The following is an 18,038-nucleotide window of genomic DNA, read 5'->3' as shown; positions in this document are numbered from 1 at the left end:
GTTGTTAAAAATGCAATTTAGTATTGTTTTTAAAACCATTGGTTTGTTGCTAATGTTGTTCAGTTTAACTCAATTACCACCCATTATTGTTGACTTTATTTATGCTCAAAATGAAGCTTCATCTTTTATGGCTGCTTTTTCTTTAACACTACTCAGTGGTTTTGTTTTATGGCTGCCTTTTAGAAATTCAACCAAGGATTTTAGAATTCGTGAAGGTGTGTTGGTGGTGGTGAGTTTTTGGTTTGTCTTGTCCTTATTTGCTACTACGCCATTTTTATTATCAGCATCTTTGGATATGTCCTTTAGCGATGCATTTTTTGAATCTATGTCAGGGCTGACAACCACAGGTGCAACGGTGCTTTCTGGGTTAGATGATTTACCCAAAGCACTTTTATATTATCGCCAGCAGCTTCAGTGGTTAGGCGGTATGGGTATTATTGTTTTAGCAGTTGCAATTTTACCAATGTTGGGTGTTGGTGGTATGGAGCTTTATCATGCAGAATCAAGTGGCATTTCTAAAGAAAGATTGACGCCAAAGCTCACTCAAACTGCCAAAGCATTGTGGAAAATTTATATCAGTTTTACTGTCGTTTGTGCACTGGGGTATTATCTTGCGGGCATGAATGCATTTGATGCCATTGGGCATAGTTATGCAACCGTTGCTATTGGTGGTTTTTCTACTCACGATGCCTCTATTGGTTATTTCAATTCCTATGCAATTGAGGTAGTGGCAATGATATTTATGCTACTAGCAAGTATTAATTTTTCGCTGCATTTTCTTGTCTGGCGTAAGAATAATTTATTTATTTATTTAAAAGATTCTGAATTTAAAACCTATCTATTAATTCTAAGTGCATCAATTTTATTAGTATCAAGCTATTTGTTTGATAAAGGCTACTATCAAACTATTGAAGAATCAATTAGATATGGCATATTTCAAAGTATTTCTATCATAACCACCACAGGTTTTGCTAGTACGAACTTTTCATTGTGGCCGTTTGTGTTGCCTGTATTTTTAATTTTTGCTAGTTTTATTGGTGCTTGCGCTGGCTCTACAGGTGGCGGTATTAAAGTTGTTAGAATATTATTAATGTTTAAATTAGCGATGAAAGAGATTAAAAAATTTATTCATCCTAATGCACAAATCAACATCAAGCTTAATCAAAAAAGTGTCCCTGAAAATACTTTGATATCAGTCTGGGGTTTCTTTTCTTTGTACGTCATCGCCTTTGTTATGATTATGTTAATGTTAATGTTTACTGGTCTTGACCAAATCAGTGCATTTTCAGCAACAACAGCCTCTATTAATAATTTAGGTCCAGGCTTGGGTGATGTTGCTGCTAATTATGGCAATATTAATGATACTGCCAAATGGATTTTAAGTTTTTCAATGTTATTGGGACGCTTAGAAATATTAACCTTAATAGCTTTGTTGCATAAGGCTTTTTGGCGTTTTTAAATATATTCCAACTTAAGGAAAACATAAATCTAACGCTAATCTTTGCTATTAGCATTATATTCGTATTTTCTATTCTTAGGTCGGTGTGCTAAAAAATTATTCCACTATAATGTTGTAGTTTGGCAAAGCGTTTAACAGTTGTTTGCCATAAAATTTAGAAACCAAGCGGTTATCAAAAATGGTGATTTTTCCTGTGTCAGTTTCTGTACGAATCAAACGACCACAGGCTTGAATGAGTTTAAGCGATGCATCGGGTAGGGATATTTCCATAAAAGGATTTCGGTTTTGTGATTCGAGATAAGTGGCTAATGTTTTATCAATGGGCGAAGTGGGTACACTAAAACGCAATTTGGCAATGACAACATGAGTAAGATTGTCGCCTTTTAAATCCACCCCTTCAGCAAAACTATCCAGTCCAAAAATAACACTACCTTTGCCTTGTTTGCGTAAGTCAATATGTTTTTCTAAAATGTGCTTTTTAGGGTATTCACCTTGAACAAACAAAGTGCAATCTAGCTTTTTCTCTACCAAGTCTGTCACTATTTGCATTTGTTTATTAGAGGCAAATAGTACTAATGAGCCTTCATTGCTATCAAGTCGTTTAAGTAGTTGTGATGCCACTTCTTGTGTATGCTCATACACTTGAGTTGGGCTGGCTTTAAGTTTAGCAACAATGAAGTCTACCTGGTCAAATACAAAGGGTGAGGGTAGGCGCAAGTATTGGTTTTCATCCCTTAGCAGGCCTAATTGTTTGTTTAAGCGCTCAAAACTACCCAGCGATGTTAGCGTGGCTGAAGTAAGAATGGCGCCTGAAACTTTTGACCAAATAAGTTGGTCTAGATTTTTTGAAACATCAGTTTGTGCACTATTAAGCAAGTAGTTGGTTTTTTTATTTGCAAGTGTGGTTTTTTCAATCCAGCGTGAATGTGGCGCTTTATTTGTCTCGTCCGTTTGCAAGAAAGATGAAAATAAAGTAATAATACTAAGCAAATGCTGTTCACATTCGCCAATTGCATTGCTAATAGGGCCGCTGATGCTTTTGTCTATAGCTGTTATTTTTAAATAGTCACCCCAAGATTCTTTTAAAAGTGTGAATTTAGTTTGAACAGCGCCAATAAGCGTTAGAATATTTTCACTTATTTGCTTGATAGATTCATGAACAACACCTTGGCTGAATAAATAAATATCATCATTAAATTCTAGTTGTTTTAACAATTGAATTAAATCAGCCAAATAATCATCAATTTGCTTGATGTTAATACCAGACACATCTTGTTTGCTGATTTTGCATAATTGCTCACTAACTGCCTTGGTTTGTCTAACGCTGGTTTTGATGAACTCAGTACTGGTGGTTAATGAAAAGTGCAACAGTGCTTTTGAATTTAAGTGGTGCGCCTCATCAAAGATAAAGATTGATTCGCTAACATCAGGTAGTACGGTATTTCCCGTGCTAAGGTCAGCTAAGACCAAATCATGATTAGCGACAATAACATCTGCTCTGGTAATTTGTCGTCTGGCTTTAAAAAAAGCACAATCTTGATAAAACTCACAGCTTTTTGCGGTGCAAGTGAAACGGTTGCAAGCTATTTTTTGCCAAATAGAATGATCTGGTGCGCGCATTAAATCATCAATTTCTCCATTCCATTTCTTAGTTGAGTAATCATTTAGCATCTCACTGAGTTGCTCTAATTGATATTTTCCTGGTGGCTTGTCAAACAGTGGTATTGATTCAAATAAAGAATTGTCACTGGTGTTATCTTCACATACATTAATTAAATTGCGAACACAAAGGTAACGCGAGCGCCCCTTGACCAAGGCATACTCAAACTCAACTGAGCAATATTTTTGAGCTTGTGGCATGTCTTTAAAAAGCAATTGCTCTTGCAAGGCAACATTAGCACTAGAGATAATCAGTTTCTTTTTATTGGCTTTGGCGATAGGGATACTGCCAAGCAAGTAAGCAAACGTTTTTCCTGTACCTGTAGGCGCTTCAACACATAGAATATTATTACCCTTGTATTCTCCTGATAAAGTTTTAGAGATTTCAGCAATCATTTTGTTTTGTGCTTGGCGTACTTTAAAGCCATCCATGTCTTTTTTTAAGTTCATAAATGACTGGCGAATTTGAGCTTTTAGCTCATTTGAAAGCATGATTTTATGACTGGCGTTGCAAGGAAAGGTCGCACAATAAAATCAATGCATCTTTATAATCTGAGTCAGGTATTAGCCTGAGTGATTGCTTGGCAAGTTGGGCTGATTTGTGTGCTTGATTGCGAGTATAGTCAAAGGCTTTAACCGATTGTAGAATTTTAATCACTTGGGTTATTTTGGAATTATCTGCTTGGTTAATAGCATCTTCTAGAAGTTGCCTATCATCGCCAGAAGTATGGGCAAGTGCATAAATCATAGGTAGTGTGGTTTTCCCTTCACTTAGATCATCACCCACCTCCTTGCCCATGGTTTTTACATCTGACTCATAATCAAGCACATCGTCAATAATCTGAAAAGCGTTACCAAGGTGCAGCCCAAAGTCTTTTAATGCAGATTCTTGGGCTTTATCAACACCTGATAGCAGCCCACCAATTTGAGTAGCCGCTTGGAATAAACATGCCGTTTTTCGCTCAATTACTGCGTAATATTCAGTCTCACTCAATTCAGCATTTTGACAATTTAATAATTGTAACACTTCACCTTCAGCAATACTATTGGTGGTTTTAGAAAGAATATGCATAATGGACATTAAATTAGGCTCAACCATCATCTCGAAAGCACGGGAATATAAAAAATCACCCACTAAAACACTAGGCGCATTGCCCCAAACTTCATTAACAGTGTCTTTTCCTCGGCGCGTTATAGACTCATCAACAATATCATCATGAAGTAAAGTGGCAGTGTGAATTAACTCTATCACTACTGCCATAAGGTGGTGGTGCGTGCCTTGATATTCAGTTGCACGCGCACAAAGCAATAACAGCAGTGGGCGCAAGCGCTTGCTGCCAGCGTGAATAATATAATGGCTCATTTGATTAATCAAAGCAACGTTTGAACTTAAACGATTAATGAGTATATCGTCTGTTTTTTGTAAATCTAATTTTAAGAGGGATTGAATATCGCTTAAACTTTTCATGGCGGTTATTTTACACGTGGGTGATATGGGTTATTAAAAAAACCAATACTTGTATCAACTCAAGTTAGTTTTAATTTATTTGCAAGTAAGTACATTTCTTTAGATCTTGCTCTTGAGGCTTTTGGCTTGCGAATAGTAACAGAAGAAAAAGAAGATCGACACGACTTAACAAACTCGTCAAACCCATCCCCTTGAAAAACTTTGACAAAAAAATAGCCTGAAGATGTTAAGGTTTTAATTGCCATATCCAGTGCCAGTTCACACAAGTACATGGATTTAGGAATGTCAACTGAGAGTTGACCGCTCATATTAGGTGCCATATCACTTAAAACAACATCAACTTTTTTACTCATGGTGATATCTAAAAGCATTTCATAAACCTCATCTTCAGTGAAATCGCCACGTAAAAAATCAACTCCATCAATGGGCTTTATGTTTAATATATCGCTAGCAATAACTTGACCAGACTTGCCCACAATTTTTATTGCCACTTGACTCCAGCCACCAGGAGCAGCACCAAGGTCAAGCACTTTGTCTCCTGATTTGATAAATTTATCTTTATCAATTACTTCTATAAGTTTGTAAACGGCACGAGAGCGATAGCCTTCTTTTTGTGCTTTTTTAACAAACTCATCGCTTAGATGTTCGCTCATCCAACGTCCTGAACTGCCTTTTTTTGCCATGTCAATAATTCCTAATATTAGAGGGTATTTTACGGGATAATAATGTCTTTTTTGCATTGACCTACCCCGCATGAATACTAAATTAAGAAACATAGCTATTATTGCCCACGTTGACCACGGTAAAACAACTTTAGTTGATAAATTGCTTGAGCAATCGCAAACGTTTGATGAGCGCTTTGAATCAACTGATCGAATGATGGACTCAAACGATCTTGAAAAAGAGCGTGGCATTACCATTTCTAGTAAAAATACTGCGATTAAATGGAATGATTATCATATTAATATTGTAGACACGCCAGGTCATGCTGATTTTGGTGGTGAAGTAGAGCGTGTACTGTCTATGGTTGATAGCGTGCTTTTGCTTGTAGATGCGCAAGAAGGCCCAATGCCACAAACACGCTTTGTGACGAAAAAAGCCTTTGACCAGGGCCTAAATCCGATTGTCGTTATTAATAAAATTGATAAAGATGCAGCACGCCCTGACTGGGTAATTGACCGAGTATTTGATTTATTTGACCAACTGGGTGCAACTGACGAGCAATTAGATTTCCCAGTTATTTACGCTTCAAGTATTAATGGCTACGCCTCGTTAGAAGACGATGTGCGTTCAGGTGATATGACACCCATGTTTGAAACCATTATAAAACACGTTAAAGCGCCAGAAGTTGATATTGATGCGCCTTTAAAAATGCAAGTCACTGCACTTGATTATTCCTCATTTGTTGGGGCAATTGCTATTGGTCGCATTACACGTGGTACAATTAAGAAAAATATGCAAGTTGTGGTGGTTGACACACAAGGCAATGAACGCAAAGCTAAAATTGCAAACCTTCAAGGTTTTCTTGGTTTAGAAAAGATTGATACAGACGGTGCACAAGCAGGTAATATTATTGCCATTACTGGCATCGAAGGTATTTCAATTTCAGATACAATTTGCGACCCTGAGACCATTGAGGCGTTGCCGCCTTTGAGTGTAGACGAGCCAACCGTTTCCATGGCATTTCGCGTGAATGACTCTCCATTTGCTGGGCAAGATGGTAAGTTTATCACCTCACGAAATATTCGTGACCGCTTAGATAAAGAGCTCATTTACAATGTTGCACTTCGGGTTGAAAACACAACAGATCCTTCTGAATTTATTGTTTCAGGTCGTGGTGAATTGCACCTGTCAATTTTAATTGAAACCATGCGTAGAGAGGGTTTTGAGTTGGCAGTAGGTCGTCCACAAGTCATTTTAAAAGAAATTGATGGTGTTGTTTGTGAGCCATTTGAAGATTTAAGTGTTGATGTAGAGACTCAACATCAAGGCACCGTGATGGAAAAATTAGGTGAACGTAAGGCTGAACTAACCAACATGATGCCAGATGGTAATGGTAGAGTAAAGTTGGACTTTAATATTCCTGCACGCGGCTTGATTGGCTTTAGAACAGAATTTTTAACAGCAACGACGGGTACAGGACTGATGAATTCAACCTTTGATGCTTACAAACCCCAAAAACAAGGGGAAATTGGTCAGCGTTCTAATGGCTCTTTGATTTCAATGAACCAAGGACAAGCGGTTGCTTATGCCATTTTTAATTTACAAAAAAGTGGTAAGTTTTTTGTAGAACACAACACCTATATTTACGAAGGTATGGTGGTCGGCATTCATACACGTGATAAAGATTTGGTGGTTAATGTTATGAGGGGCAAGCAATTGACCAATGTACGTGCATCAGGTACTGACGAAGCCGTATCACTAACACCTGCCATTAAGCTTGATTTAGAACAGGCACTAGAGTTTATTGATGATGATGAATTGGTAGAAGTAACGCCTCATAACACCCGCATTCGCAAGCGTTTATTAACAGAGAATGAACGCAAAAGAGCGCGTGGAAAATCTAAATAAAAGCTAGCTTTTGCTTGCTTGCTTGCTTGCTTGCTTGTTGGTCAGTACCAGTGCTAATGGTATATTGCTGTTATATATTTTTTGATTAAACGTTTATGGACAACATTCTTAATTTTTTTGTTAAGCAGAAAAAGCTAGCGCTGGTCTTTACGGTTTCCATTATTGCTCTTGGTCTTTTGACATTAAGTGGCATTCAAAGAGATAAATTCCCAGCAGTAGATTTTGAAGTAATGACTGTTGTGACTGTATATCCTGGTGCCTCGCCTGAAGATGTTGAGCAAAATGTTACCAACCCAATTGAAGACGAACTGAAAAGTATTTCAGGCATTGATAAATTTAGCTCAACCTCTAAAGAGGGTAAGTCTAGTATTGTTATAACGCTTTCTCAAGATGTGGATGATATTGAGCCATTAAAACAAGAAATTAGAAATGCAGTCAATCGCATTAAGTCATTACCTGAAGAGGTGGATGACTTGCCTTGGGTTATTGACCAAAAAAACTCACTCAAAAGTATTTTAAAAATTAACATCAGTGGCGGTGACTTGTCTTATCAAGCATTGAGAGATATTACTGATGATATGGCTGGCTCTTTAGCACTGGTTGAAGGTGTGTCAAAAATTGTTAAAGAGGGTTATCTTGATCGTGAAATTAAAATTAGGATCAATCCTGATAGCCTGTACCAACACAAGCTATCCTTACCTCAAGTAATTAAAGCGATTAAAAAGCGCAACAAACGCTACTCTGTTGGTAGTAATCATGATGACATTAATGAGAAAACTATTGTTGTTTTGGCTAAGTTTGATGAGGTTCAAGCCGTGGGCGATGTCATTCTTAAGTCAACATTTGATGGGCCTGTTATTCGCCTAAAGGATATTGCAAGCATTGTTGATGGAAACAAGGAAGAGACTTCTATTACTCGCGTGAATGGTACTAAAGGTTTTATCCTGAGAATTCGTAAACAAGAGCATGCTGATGTGATTACCACAGTTGATTTGGTCAAAGAAAAAGTGTTGGATTTAAGGGCTAAATACCCAGCCAGTCTGCAAGTTTTCTATTCATCAGATGAGTCTAAGCATGTTCGCAATCGGCTCAATATCGTGACTAATAATGGCTTAATTGGCTTGTTTTTGGTGTTGGTTATATTGGGTTTATTTTTATCACTTAAAACAGCTTTTTGGGTATCAATTAGTTTGCCAGTATCTCTTTTGGGTACAGTGGCTTTATTAGGCGCAACGGGCGAAACCATTAATCTTGTTTCACTGGCTGCGATGATCCTAGTGCTTGGTATTGTGGTGGATGATAGTATTGTGGTGGCAGAGAGTATACATCATTACAAACAATTGGGAAAAGACAGGCATCAGTCTACTGTGCGTGGGTTTAAGCGTGTCATTGCGCCTGTAATAACGACAATTTTAACCACGATTTTGGCTTTCTCTTCGATGTTTTTAATGGGTGGCACGATGGGTAAATTTATTTATGTTATCCCTCTTGTGGTTATTTTCGCCTTAACCCTTTCGTTTTTAGAAGTTAGTCTGGCACTGCCAGCGCACCTTGCTAGTAGTGATGAAAAAACCAAAGGCAAGACGTGGTTTACGCATATTGAAAATTGGTTTGAGGGGTTTTTAACAAAAGTATTGAAATGGCGTTACGGTGTTGTTGTTATTTTTAGTCTTGTTCTGATAGGCTCTTTATATTTTGCTAAAACTCAAATGAAGTACGTGCAATTCCCTGCAGTGGGAGCAGATAGTATTAGCGCAAGATTGCAAATGCCTGTTGGCACTTCGTTAGAGCGAACAGAGTCTATTTCCAAACAAGTAGAGAAAATGATTATAGAAGTTGTGGGTGAGGATTTAGACTCATTAACTAATAATGTTGGCCATTATTTTACCCATGTGGCTAAATTTACTATTGAGTTGGTGCCATCTAGCACAAGAGTACAAACACCTAGAGTTTTACTTGCCCAGTTAAAAGCGTGCATTAAGGACATAAAAGCAGCAAAAAAATTAAAGTTTTCAATAGGCAGACCAGGTCCGCCACAAGGTGAAGATGTAGAGATTAATTTGGTAGGTAGTGATAATATTCAACGTCAAAATGCTGCTGATGCTTTAGAGAAAATATTGTTAAGCATTGATGGTATAGATAACATTAGGCGGGATGATGAACCAGGTAAAACACGTATTGAAGTGGTGATTGATTTTGAAAAAATGGCCAGATTTGATGTTGACTTTTCAACGGTTAATGATTATTTAAAGGCAGCTTTTACAGGTATTAATGTCACTAACGTACGTTATGGTGATGATGACGTTGGTTTTAGAATTTATCTGGGTAGCGATAAACAGTCAGAGGACTTTCTAGAATTATTAAAAATTAACAACCGTCAAGGTCGCCCCATACCGCTTAAGCAATTTGTTTCGTTGCAAAAAATTAAGGGTGAGCCAAATTTTAATCATTTTAATGGGCAGCGTTCAGCTGTACTTAGCGGTAGTGTTGATGACGAGATAACGACTTCTGGTGTGGTTATTAGTCAAGCGCTCAAACGCCTAGATTTAGCTAACAAGTATCCTACAATTAGAGTGACTAGCGAGGGCGGCGATAAAGATACAAAAAAAGCAATGGATAGCTTTAAAAAGGCATTTGTCATGGCAATTTTTGCCATATTTTTATTACTAGCCTTGTTATTTAATTCTTATTCACAGCCAATATTGGTCTTAATTGCTGTGCCTTTTTCTATTACTGGTGTTATTTGGGCTTTTTTTCTTCATGGAGAAACGCTTAGCTTTTTTGCAATACTGGGTACACTGGCATTGGTGGGGGTTATTGTGAACGATTCTTTAGTGATGGTTGCCCATTTGAATTATTTAAAAACAAAGTTTGCATCTACCATGAGTGTTTATGAGTGGGTTGTTCAAGGTGCAAAAGACCGATTGCGCGCTGTTGTGTTAACAACATTAACGACTTTGGCAGGTGTCATGCCACTTGCTTATGGCATTGGCGGCACTGACTTTATTTTACAACCGATGGCGCTTTCACTGGGTTATGGGTTGTTGTTCGGAACGTTAATGACACTTATTCTATTACCTTGTTTGTATTTAATTAACCATGAGTTTATCAACTGGGTAAAAAAACTTTGGTGCAGGCTGTTAAAATTTAGTCAATAGGTTGTTTTCAAGTAGTGTTTGATTTACTTAATCAGCGCTGTACCACCGCCTTTTCAAATTGCTTCATGACTAGCAAAAAAGAAACAGAAAGGGCGTTACATACCTCATAAACCTCAATAGGGTCTAGCATCCGCTCCACATTTTCGTATTTACTAACAAAAGATTGTGGCTTATTTAGCTTTTGGGCTAATTGGATTTGTTTGATGCCAGCATTTTTTCTATGTTTGATTAGTAAATTCCTTAATATCTCTCGACGTTCGTCATATGGATTTCGTTTGCTCATAATATAAATATCTTAATGTAGGATATTTTTAGTATAATTAAATCTTTATGAGAATGAAAATAATGGCAGTAGGCTTGGTGGTGATGGATGCAGTTTCATCAACCACTTTGAAAAACAGTAAAGACTTTTGTGATTACAATAAAAAATACAATTTAGCGCCAACCGCTAATGCGTATGTCTATGAGTCGTTAAACTTTGCCGCACTGAACAAAATACCTGCAGATGAGTATTTAAAATGTTTGCAACACGATTTCAGCAACAAAGGGTTACTGAGAATAGCAAAGGAACAGTTTATTATTAATCAGCAAGAATAAACATAATAACAATGATATAAAAAAATAGCACGAATGAATAGAAAATTTATCACATCAAAGTATTTGTTTGTAAGACTGTGTCACTATCTTCTGGGTAATTAAAAGCGCTGAGCGATTTTTTGTTGATAATGACAGAATAAATCGCCTCTAGTGCAACAACTCTAGTGGTGTTATTTGCCAATCGTTGCCTTAATTTTTTGTAATAAGATGGCAGGTGGCACATAACCAGGTAAGTGCGTACCATCACTCAAGAAGATAGCAGGTGTACCATTCACACCGAGTTGTTTAGACATTGCCAATTGGTCAGCCACTGGGTTATTGCAAGCTTTTGAGTTGGACATAATGTTATTTTTCTTATAATCATCCATCGCTTTAGCTGGATCATCAGCGCACCAAATTTTTTCCATTTTTCCTTGTGCTGTTGGATGTAAGGATGCGAGTGGCGAAGCGAGGTATTTAACGGTAATACCCAAATCATTCATCTGCTTCATGCCGCTATGAAGTTTTTTACAAAATGGACAGCCAACATCAGTAAATACATGAATGATGTTTTTTTCATTTTTTGCTGGGTAAATGATTTTATCAATATCATTAATTGTGTTAATTAAGGTCTGTTTAATCAATTTAACCTTGCCACTCATTGGCATAAGCTGCCTAGTGGTTAAATCAACAACATCGCCTTGGATTAAATAACGGCCATCTTCAGATACTAAAAGAGAATCAATAGGGTCATGGACAATGATTTCAAAAATACCATTTAACGGTGTTTTGGTAATATCTTGTTTGTCAATCGTACCAAAAAATGGATACAGACTGTCAATAATTGCGTCCTTGTCTGCAAAAGCACTACTAGAAAGTAAGGCGGTTGTGATGAATAGTAGTTTAAGCATGATGAATAATTGGCTGAATAAACTTATTAATTTTACCTTTTTGGGTAAAATACGGGCATTATATTTTTTATGAGGTTTTAAGATGGAATTTTCACTGATTAATGAAACCATTCAACACTTTGAGGGTGGTAGTGTGATTGTGTTTTGTAATTCTAATATGGTTTTTGATGATGAAAATATTCAAACATTAATTGAACTTAATCACTTTGAGTCTAAATCTGGAAAGGTGTTATTATTAAGTTTGGTTTCTGGTTTTAAATCTAGGCAAGTGATTGTTGCTGGGCTTGGTGACGCACCTGTAGATGCCAAGGATTATGTTAAAGCGTTGAATGCTGTGAGTGTTGTACTTGCTGAAATTAAGGCTAAAAATTTAATGATTCAAAGTGTTGAAATTAAAGGTTTTGATGAATCATGGGCGCATAAAACAACCGCTAAAGTAATGCATAATGCAACTTATGAAGTTCAAAAAATAGGTGGTGATAAAAAGAGTAGTAGTATTGAGCACATTGCCATCCAATCTACTATGGATAATACACACGCCTTAATGCAAGGCCAAGCAATTGCTGATGGTATGTCTTTAACACGCCATTTAGGGGATTTACCACCCAATGTCTGTACACCTAGCTATTTGGCAGGTACGGCCATGTCCTTGGCTAAAGAGTTTAACCTTGAATGCGAAGTTTTAGAAGAGGCGGACATGGATAAACTTGGCATGGGGTCGTTATTATCAGTTTCTAAGGGTTCGATTGAGTTGCCAAAGCTCATTAGTTTGAGTTACCAAGGTAGTGGCAATGAAAAGCCGATTGTACTCGTGGGCAAAGGCGTTACTTTTGATAGTGGCGGTATCTCGCTTAAACCTGGTACAGGTATGGATGAGATGAAATATGACATGTGTGGTGCAGCTTGCGTATTAGGCACAATGCGTGCTATTGCGCAAATTAAGCCAAACATTAATTTAGTTGTTGTAGTGCCAGCAGTTGAGAATATGCCAGCACACAATGCCTCTAAGCCTGGTGATGTTGTTAAGTCTATGTCAGGGCAAACGATTGAAATTTTGAATACAGATGCAGAAGGACGCTTGATTTTGTGCGATGCACTGACTTATGTTAAGAAGTTTAACCCAAGAGTGGTGATTGACGTTGCCACGCTTACAGGTGCGGTGATTATTGCACTAGGTAAGCATAATTCTGGGCTTATGAGCAATGACCAAGATTTGGCTGATGATATTATCAACGCTTCTAAAACTGCACTTGATGGCGTGTGGCAATTACCCATTGAAGATGAGTACGATGAATTGCTGAAATCAAATTTTGCCGATATGGCAAATATTGGCGGGCGTGAAGCAGGTTCTATTACTGCTGGGTGTTTTTTATCCAGGTTTACCCAAGATTATCGCTGGGCACATTTAGACATTGCAGGTACGGCGTGGCTAAGTGGTGATAAAAAAGGCGCAACAGGTCGTCCAGTATCGCTATTAACGCAATTTATTTTGGATAAAATCAAAAAATAAATTGCGTTGTTATAATATTTTGTATGATACGGGGTCGTATTTTTTTTTGTAATTGCTATAGCAGTATAAGGAGTGAATAATATGAACACCATTGAGTGACAGAATACAATTAAAAAAGATTTACGTAAAATCGATATAAGTCAAAGAAAGAGAATAATTAGGACTGTTGAACAGTTACAAGAGCCACAAGATAGTTGGTAATGTTAGAAAATTAAGGAATCATTAGTATGATTATCGTTTAACAATTGGTTGATATAGAGTGTTATTTGATTATGATAACAAAGTTAAAATTATTCGAATAGAAAGGGTAAAAAACGCGATGGAAACACATATTAAACCTCAAGTTTTTGAACAAGATGGTAAGCCTGCGTTTGCTGTGATTGATTGGCGTAATTATCAAGATTTGTTGATGCGTACAGGCGACAAGCCAAACGATGATGAAAATTATACGCCACATGAAGTTATTGCCAGCATTTTTCTTAAAGATTGTACAACCATTAAGGCGTGGCGTGGAGACTTTATCTTAAAATGACACAGCAACAATTGGTAGATTCTTTAGGTGTTAGTCAAGCGTGTATTGCTAAAATTGAAAAAACTATGTATAAAAAAATAACCAAACCACTTGAAAATATTGCTTCAGCAATGGGCATACCTGCTAATCAATTGTTAGATTGATGATCAAGCCAAACATTAAGACCTTGGGCGCAAATTTCTAAATCGCCCTTAAAGAGTTTGATTTGTTGTTGCTTGTCAAGCATTACACCTTGTTTACTAGTAAGTGCTAATAGATAATTAAGAAGGGCTTCTTTAATAGCTTTAACGCGATTAGGCTGTGTTTTTAAGGTGTTGGCAATATTAACAAATCCATTAATATGTTCAATGAGCATACTGGCGGAATCTTGGTTAAAATCAATGCGGTTAAAGTGTGTTAAATAAGCGTATTTTGGCTTAAGACTCATGAGTTGATTGATGGTTTTTTTCCACACTTCTGGGTCAAATTGTATGGGAGTAGTGGGCGGGAAAATGAGTCTACCTTGACTGGTGTCAAATTCTCGATAACTCACACCGAGTGTATCACCAGAAAAAACGCCACGTGATTTTTCATCCCAAATACAGACGTGGTGGCGCGCATGTCCTGGTGTGTCGATAAATCTTAATATTCGCTTGCCCAACGTTATTTCATCATTATCTTTGGCAATGATGATGCGTTGTTTTGATATGGGGATTAAATCGCCTAAAAATTGCTTAAAAAATAATTCGCCATAAACTTGCACAACACCTGCGCGTAATTTTGAAGAGTCAATTAAATGCTTGTAGCCATATTCGTGCACATAAACCATGGCATTAGGTAGGTGCTTGATAAGTTCACCTGCACCACCTGCATGGTCTAGGTGAATGTGGGTTAATAGAATATAGTCGACACTTTCACGGCTAATATTTTTTGCATCTAGTGTGGCCAAAAGGCCAGGCACTGAAAGATGGCAGCCTGTATCAATAAAAGCAGCTCGTCCATTGTCTTCGATTAAATAGCTAGCGACAAAGTCTTTGCGTATGTGTTGCGTGTCAACGCAAGTAACATTAAAATCTAATTCGTGATAAATGGGTTCCATTTTTTGTACGTTTAAATAAGTTTAAGTTTTTATTCTGACATAAAAAAACCGTCTACGTCTAAAAGACGGTTTTTTTTGAATATAGCGATAGGTTTTTCTAAAAATCCCCCTCTGCACCACCATTTTGAATAGCATTCATGGTTTCTTGAACTGCTAGTGCTTTTTCAAGTAAGTACTTTGGTAGTGGCGCACCCCCATAAATCATGGCATTCATGTCTAGCGTATAGAGCCATCTTTGTCCAGACTTGTCTTCAATAAGTGCGATACGGCAAGGCAAGTAGGCTGAAAATGCATCTGAGTGATCAACCATAGTCATGGCCGTGCGTGGTGAACAATATTGGTAAATTTTTAAGAAACGTTGTCTTTTAAAATCTGGATGACCTTTGGTGACGCCCTCTGAATTGGTTTGAATTTCAACCATTTCTGAAAGTGGCAGCATACCAACAGAGCGGACACTTTCAGCAGTTGCGATACTTTCCATCGCCTCTTCTACATCCTCATTTGAAACATCATCAGCTACTTTAACACGCACAACAGATGCCATGGCAATATCGCCTGTATCTAATAAAGTATTTGCCATTGGCATATAGACTTTGGCCATCGAATCGGGGTGTAGTTTTGGTGAAATCATTTCACTAATAATCTTTCCAGTCACGCCATCATATTTAATTTGTAATGACACGGCATAATAAGTTGCAATAGCACCGATGATAATTAATAGCCATTTGACTAGATTGACAATTCCGCTCATTTCTCTTTCCTATTGTTAAAATTAAAATAATTCTGCATTCTAGCAGGTTAAAATAAAATAGTGAATATATCACTATTTGCTAATTTGCTAATTTTTTTTACTATACAACCCGTAAACCATTAAAGACAATACTGGTTAAACTAATCACGCCAACAATTTTTCCATTATCTAAAACCGGGCAACGAGACAAGCTAAAATTTGTCAATAGTTTTGCGCAATAGCGAATGTCCATATCAGGTCGAACTGAGATGGCAGGTTTGTTCATAATTTCATACACATTTACTCGGTCAAGGGCTCGGTCTTTGGCAATGACTTTAGAGGCAATGTCAGTAATCAGTACTACGCCGTATTCGTCATATTCATGAGATTTATCAACCAAAAGCATTTTAGTCTTCTTATGTTGCATGTCATTAAGTGCATTTTGCACGGTGCATTTTGAATCAACAATATCGACTTGTGTCCACATAACATCTTTTACTAGGGTTGGTATTGTATTATACGTCATTATATTTTCTCCTCTATAGTGTGTTCTAGTGCATGAATTTGATGCATGACGCCAACAGCATCCTCGACATCAATTTGAAAAGCAATCCCTTCTTGTGGATTGGATTCAAAATGGCCTGTATCAGCAATTGTTTCTAGTATGTCTCTAGAAAGGTGTTGCTCTACAAGTAGTAATAAGACATCTCTAGGTGTTTCAATGTTGAGTCCTAAAAATGTTTTGTTGTGCTTGAGACCCTCTCCTCGTGCTTGAGAAATAATGGTTGAACCTGTGGCGCCTTTTGTTCTAGCAGCCTCAAGTATTTTGTCAGTTTTGTCAGAATCAACAAAAGCGATAATCAGTTTAAAGTGCATAATCTCTCCTATTTTTATCTTATTTTAAAAATTTCATAATTTGTACGTAAGCCATCACGCTCATAATCGGAAACAGTGAGGCGAAGGCGATTAAACCAAAACCATCAATGAGTGTAGAACGCCCATCAATTGTACTCGCAAGTCCAAGTCCAAGGGCTGCAACCAGTGGTACAGTTACGGTAGATGTGGTGACACCGCCAGAATCATAGGCAAGTGCAATAATATTTTTAGGTGCAAAATAGGTTTGTATCAGTACAACAACGTAGCCGGTAATAATAAAATAGTGTAGTGGCAGCCCAGCTACAATGCGAAAACTGCCGATGGCAATACCCACAGCCACACCAATGGCAACTGCAATTCGTAAGGGCCATACTTTGATGAAACCACCAGAGACTTGATTGGCTTTAATGGCAACTGCTAGTAAGGATGGTTCGGCAATGGTTGTGGCAAAGCCAATGCTGGCTGCAAAGATATAAATCCAATAATAATCACCCCAGCCAAGTGTGCCACTACCGATAAAACTACTTGATGTAAGTTGGTTTGCCATTAATTTTCCTAAAGGAAATAGTGCTTTTTCTAAGCCAACAATAAATAAAGTCAGTCCAATCCACACTAAAATAAATCCTGTGATAATTTTCTTTAAGTGTGGTATTTTTTCTTTAAGGATGATGGTTTGAAAACCAAACAACACTACTGCAATAGGAGCAACATCCCAAAACATGCTGATAAAGCTATACACTAGGCTCATAGCAATATACCAAATAACATCACTGCAATAATGGGTAGCAGTGCGGTGATGGCAATCATGCCAAAGCCATCGGTTAAAGGATTTCTACCACTAATTGAACTTGCCAAGCCAACACCGAGTGCGGTGAGTAGTGGTACAGTGATAGTACTAGTAGTTACGCCACCTGAATCATAAGCGATGCCGATGATAAAGTCTGGTGCAAAAAAAGTGGTGGCAATTACTAGAAGATAACCACCAATAATTAAGTATTGTATTGGCCAGCCTTTTAAAATTCTAAGCACGCCGATCACCACAGCCAAACCTGCAGAAATAGCCACAGTAAAGCGCAATGTTTGTGCATAATTATTAAGTTCTATTTGTGTATTGACAATGCCACCCAGTTGAGCAACTTTAGCCGCTTCATTGGCCACTGCTATAAGGGCAGGTTCTGCCATTGTGGTGCCAAACCCCAAGGCAAAGGCGAATAAAAGCAACCAAAAAATTGAACCCTTTTTGACAAAGCCATAAGCCAGTGTTTCACCAATGGGAAACAGCCCTAATTTGAGTCCGTAGATGAATAAAGTCAAGCCCAATAAAACAAACCCTGTTCCAATTATAATATCCATTAAGTTAGGAATGCTTTGCTGAAGCACAACGATTTGGAAAAAAGCAATCACGCCTATAATGGGGGCTAAATCTTTAGCGCTATCAGTTAGATTTTTAATAAACTGTTGAACAGTTTTTTTCATGAAGACCTTGGGCTTGCGTTTTTTTGATGAGAGT

General features: G+C 37.5%; 18 protein-coding genes. 7 read left to right on the top strand and 11 right to left on the bottom strand.

The window, feature by feature from the left end:
• Nucleotides 1–10 precede the first annotated feature (10 nt).
• Nucleotides 11–1,459 carry a TrkH family potassium uptake protein gene (locus CVFO_RS07725; RefSeq protein ID WP_201339451.1) on the top strand — a complete coding sequence of 483 codons (1,449 nt, stop codon included), beginning with the start codon at nt 11–13 and terminating at the stop codon, nt 1,457–1,459.
• Nucleotides 1,460–1,555: 96 nt separating this feature from the next.
• Here CVFO_RS07725 and dinG read toward each other — a convergent pair whose 3' ends face one another.
• The 3 genes from dinG to rlmE are packed head-to-tail and all read right to left on the bottom strand — an operon-like array spanning nt 1,556 to nt 5,269.
• Nucleotides 1,556–3,610, bottom strand: coding sequence for an ATP-dependent DNA helicase DinG (dinG, locus tag CVFO_RS07720; RefSeq protein ID WP_201339450.1), 2,055 nt, complete (start codon nt 3,608–3,610; stop codon nt 1,556–1,558).
• 4 nt (nt 3,611–3,614) lie between these two features.
• The gene (locus CVFO_RS07715; RefSeq protein WP_201339449.1) at nt 3,615–4,586 is read right to left on the bottom strand and encodes a polyprenyl synthetase family protein; all 972 of its coding nucleotides are present in this window, start codon (nt 4,584–4,586) and stop codon (nt 3,615–3,617) included.
• A 59-nt stretch (nt 4,587–4,645) separates the two neighbouring features.
• Entirely contained in the window at nt 4,646–5,269 is a 624-nt protein-coding gene (rlmE, locus tag CVFO_RS07710; protein WP_201340444.1) for a 23S rRNA (uridine(2552)-2'-O)-methyltransferase RlmE, read from the bottom strand.
• Nucleotides 5,270–5,339: 70 nt separating this feature from the next.
• On the opposite strand from rlmE, the gene typA reads away from it, so the two are divergent.
• Complete coding sequence (gene typA / locus CVFO_RS07705) at nt 5,340–7,157, top strand: translational GTPase TypA (RefSeq protein ID WP_201339448.1); 1,818 nt, start codon at nt 5,340–5,342, stop codon at nt 7,155–7,157.
• Nucleotides 7,158–7,252: 95 nt separating this feature from the next.
• Entirely contained in the window at nt 7,253–10,315 is a 3,063-nt protein-coding gene (locus CVFO_RS07700) for an efflux RND transporter permease subunit (RefSeq protein ID WP_201339447.1), read from the top strand.
• Nucleotides 10,316–10,346: 31 nt separating this feature from the next.
• Here CVFO_RS07700 and CVFO_RS07695 read toward each other — a convergent pair whose 3' ends face one another.
• The gene (locus CVFO_RS07695) at nt 10,347–10,598 is read right to left on the bottom strand and encodes a helix-turn-helix domain-containing protein (protein ID WP_201339446.1); all 252 of its coding nucleotides are present in this window, start codon (nt 10,596–10,598) and stop codon (nt 10,347–10,349) included.
• A gap of 53 nt (nt 10,599–10,651) precedes the next feature.
• On the opposite strand from CVFO_RS07695, the gene CVFO_RS07690 reads away from it, so the two are divergent.
• Nucleotides 10,652–10,912: a hypothetical protein gene (locus CVFO_RS07690; RefSeq protein ID WP_201339445.1), complete on the top strand. Its 261-nt coding sequence runs from the start codon at nt 10,652–10,654 to the stop codon at nt 10,910–10,912.
• A gap of 170 nt (nt 10,913–11,082) precedes the next feature.
• On the opposite strand, the gene CVFO_RS07685 is transcribed toward CVFO_RS07690, so the two are convergent.
• A complete protein-coding gene (locus tag CVFO_RS07685) occupies nt 11,083–11,802 on the bottom strand; it encodes a DsbC family protein (RefSeq protein WP_201339444.1) in 720 nt (239 codons plus the stop codon).
• An 82-nt stretch (nt 11,803–11,884) separates the two neighbouring features.
• On the opposite strand from CVFO_RS07685, the gene CVFO_RS07680 reads away from it, so the two are divergent.
• The 3 genes from CVFO_RS07680 (at nt 11,885) to CVFO_RS07670 (ending at nt 13,987) form a co-directional block, all read left to right on the top strand.
• Complete coding sequence (locus tag CVFO_RS07680) at nt 11,885–13,312, top strand: leucyl aminopeptidase (protein ID WP_201339443.1); 1,428 nt, start codon at nt 11,885–11,887, stop codon at nt 13,310–13,312.
• A gap of 319 nt (nt 13,313–13,631) precedes the next feature.
• Nucleotides 13,632–13,844: a hypothetical protein gene (locus CVFO_RS07675; RefSeq protein ID WP_201339442.1), complete on the top strand. Its 213-nt coding sequence runs from the start codon at nt 13,632–13,634 to the stop codon at nt 13,842–13,844.
• On the top strand, nt 13,841–13,987 hold the full coding sequence (locus CVFO_RS07670; protein ID WP_201339441.1) for a hypothetical protein: 147 nt from the start codon (nt 13,841–13,843) through the stop codon (nt 13,985–13,987). The genes CVFO_RS07675 and CVFO_RS07670 overlap by 4 nt, the downstream gene beginning before the upstream one ends.
• Here the strand turns inward: CVFO_RS07670 and CVFO_RS07665 are convergent.
• The 6 genes from CVFO_RS07665 to CVFO_RS07640 all read right to left on the bottom strand — a co-directional run bounded on the left by CVFO_RS07665 (nt 13,972) and on the right by CVFO_RS07640 (nt 18,004).
• Nucleotides 13,972–14,922 (bottom strand): MBL fold metallo-hydrolase, encoded by a 951-nt coding sequence (locus CVFO_RS07665; RefSeq protein WP_201339440.1) that lies wholly within the window; start codon nt 14,920–14,922, stop codon nt 13,972–13,974. The genes CVFO_RS07670 and CVFO_RS07665 overlap by 16 nt on opposite strands.
• A 97-nt stretch (nt 14,923–15,019) precedes the next feature.
• Entirely contained in the window at nt 15,020–15,673 is a 654-nt protein-coding gene (locus CVFO_RS07660) for a DUF302 domain-containing protein (protein ID WP_201339439.1), read from the bottom strand.
• A gap of 100 nt (nt 15,674–15,773) precedes the next feature.
• A complete protein-coding gene (locus tag CVFO_RS07655) occupies nt 15,774–16,178 on the bottom strand; it encodes a CBS domain-containing protein (protein WP_201339438.1) in 405 nt (134 codons plus the stop codon).
• Nucleotides 16,178–16,528 carry a P-II family nitrogen regulator gene (locus CVFO_RS07650; protein WP_201339437.1) on the bottom strand — a complete coding sequence of 117 codons (351 nt, stop codon included), beginning with the start codon at nt 16,526–16,528 and terminating at the stop codon, nt 16,178–16,180. Before CVFO_RS07650 ends, CVFO_RS07655 begins: the two co-directional genes overlap by 1 nt.
• A gap of 19 nt (nt 16,529–16,547) precedes the next feature.
• Nucleotides 16,548–17,276, bottom strand: a complete 729-nt coding sequence (locus tag CVFO_RS07645) for a DUF1538 domain-containing protein (protein ID WP_201339436.1) — start codon at nt 17,274–17,276, stop codon at nt 16,548–16,550.
• Nucleotides 17,273–18,004: a DUF1538 domain-containing protein gene (locus CVFO_RS07640; protein ID WP_201339435.1), complete on the bottom strand. Its 732-nt coding sequence runs from the start codon at nt 18,002–18,004 to the stop codon at nt 17,273–17,275. Before CVFO_RS07640 ends, CVFO_RS07645 begins: the two co-directional genes overlap by 4 nt.
• Nucleotides 18,005–18,038 lie beyond the last annotated feature (34 nt).

It is taken from the genome of Isorropodon fossajaponicum endosymbiont JTNG4 (assembly GCF_016592615.1).
Classification (GTDB): Bacteria; Pseudomonadota; Gammaproteobacteria; order PS1; family Pseudothioglobaceae; genus Ruthia.
Note: the sequence above shows the minus strand (reverse complement) of the source record. Positions and strands in the feature narration are given on the sequence as shown.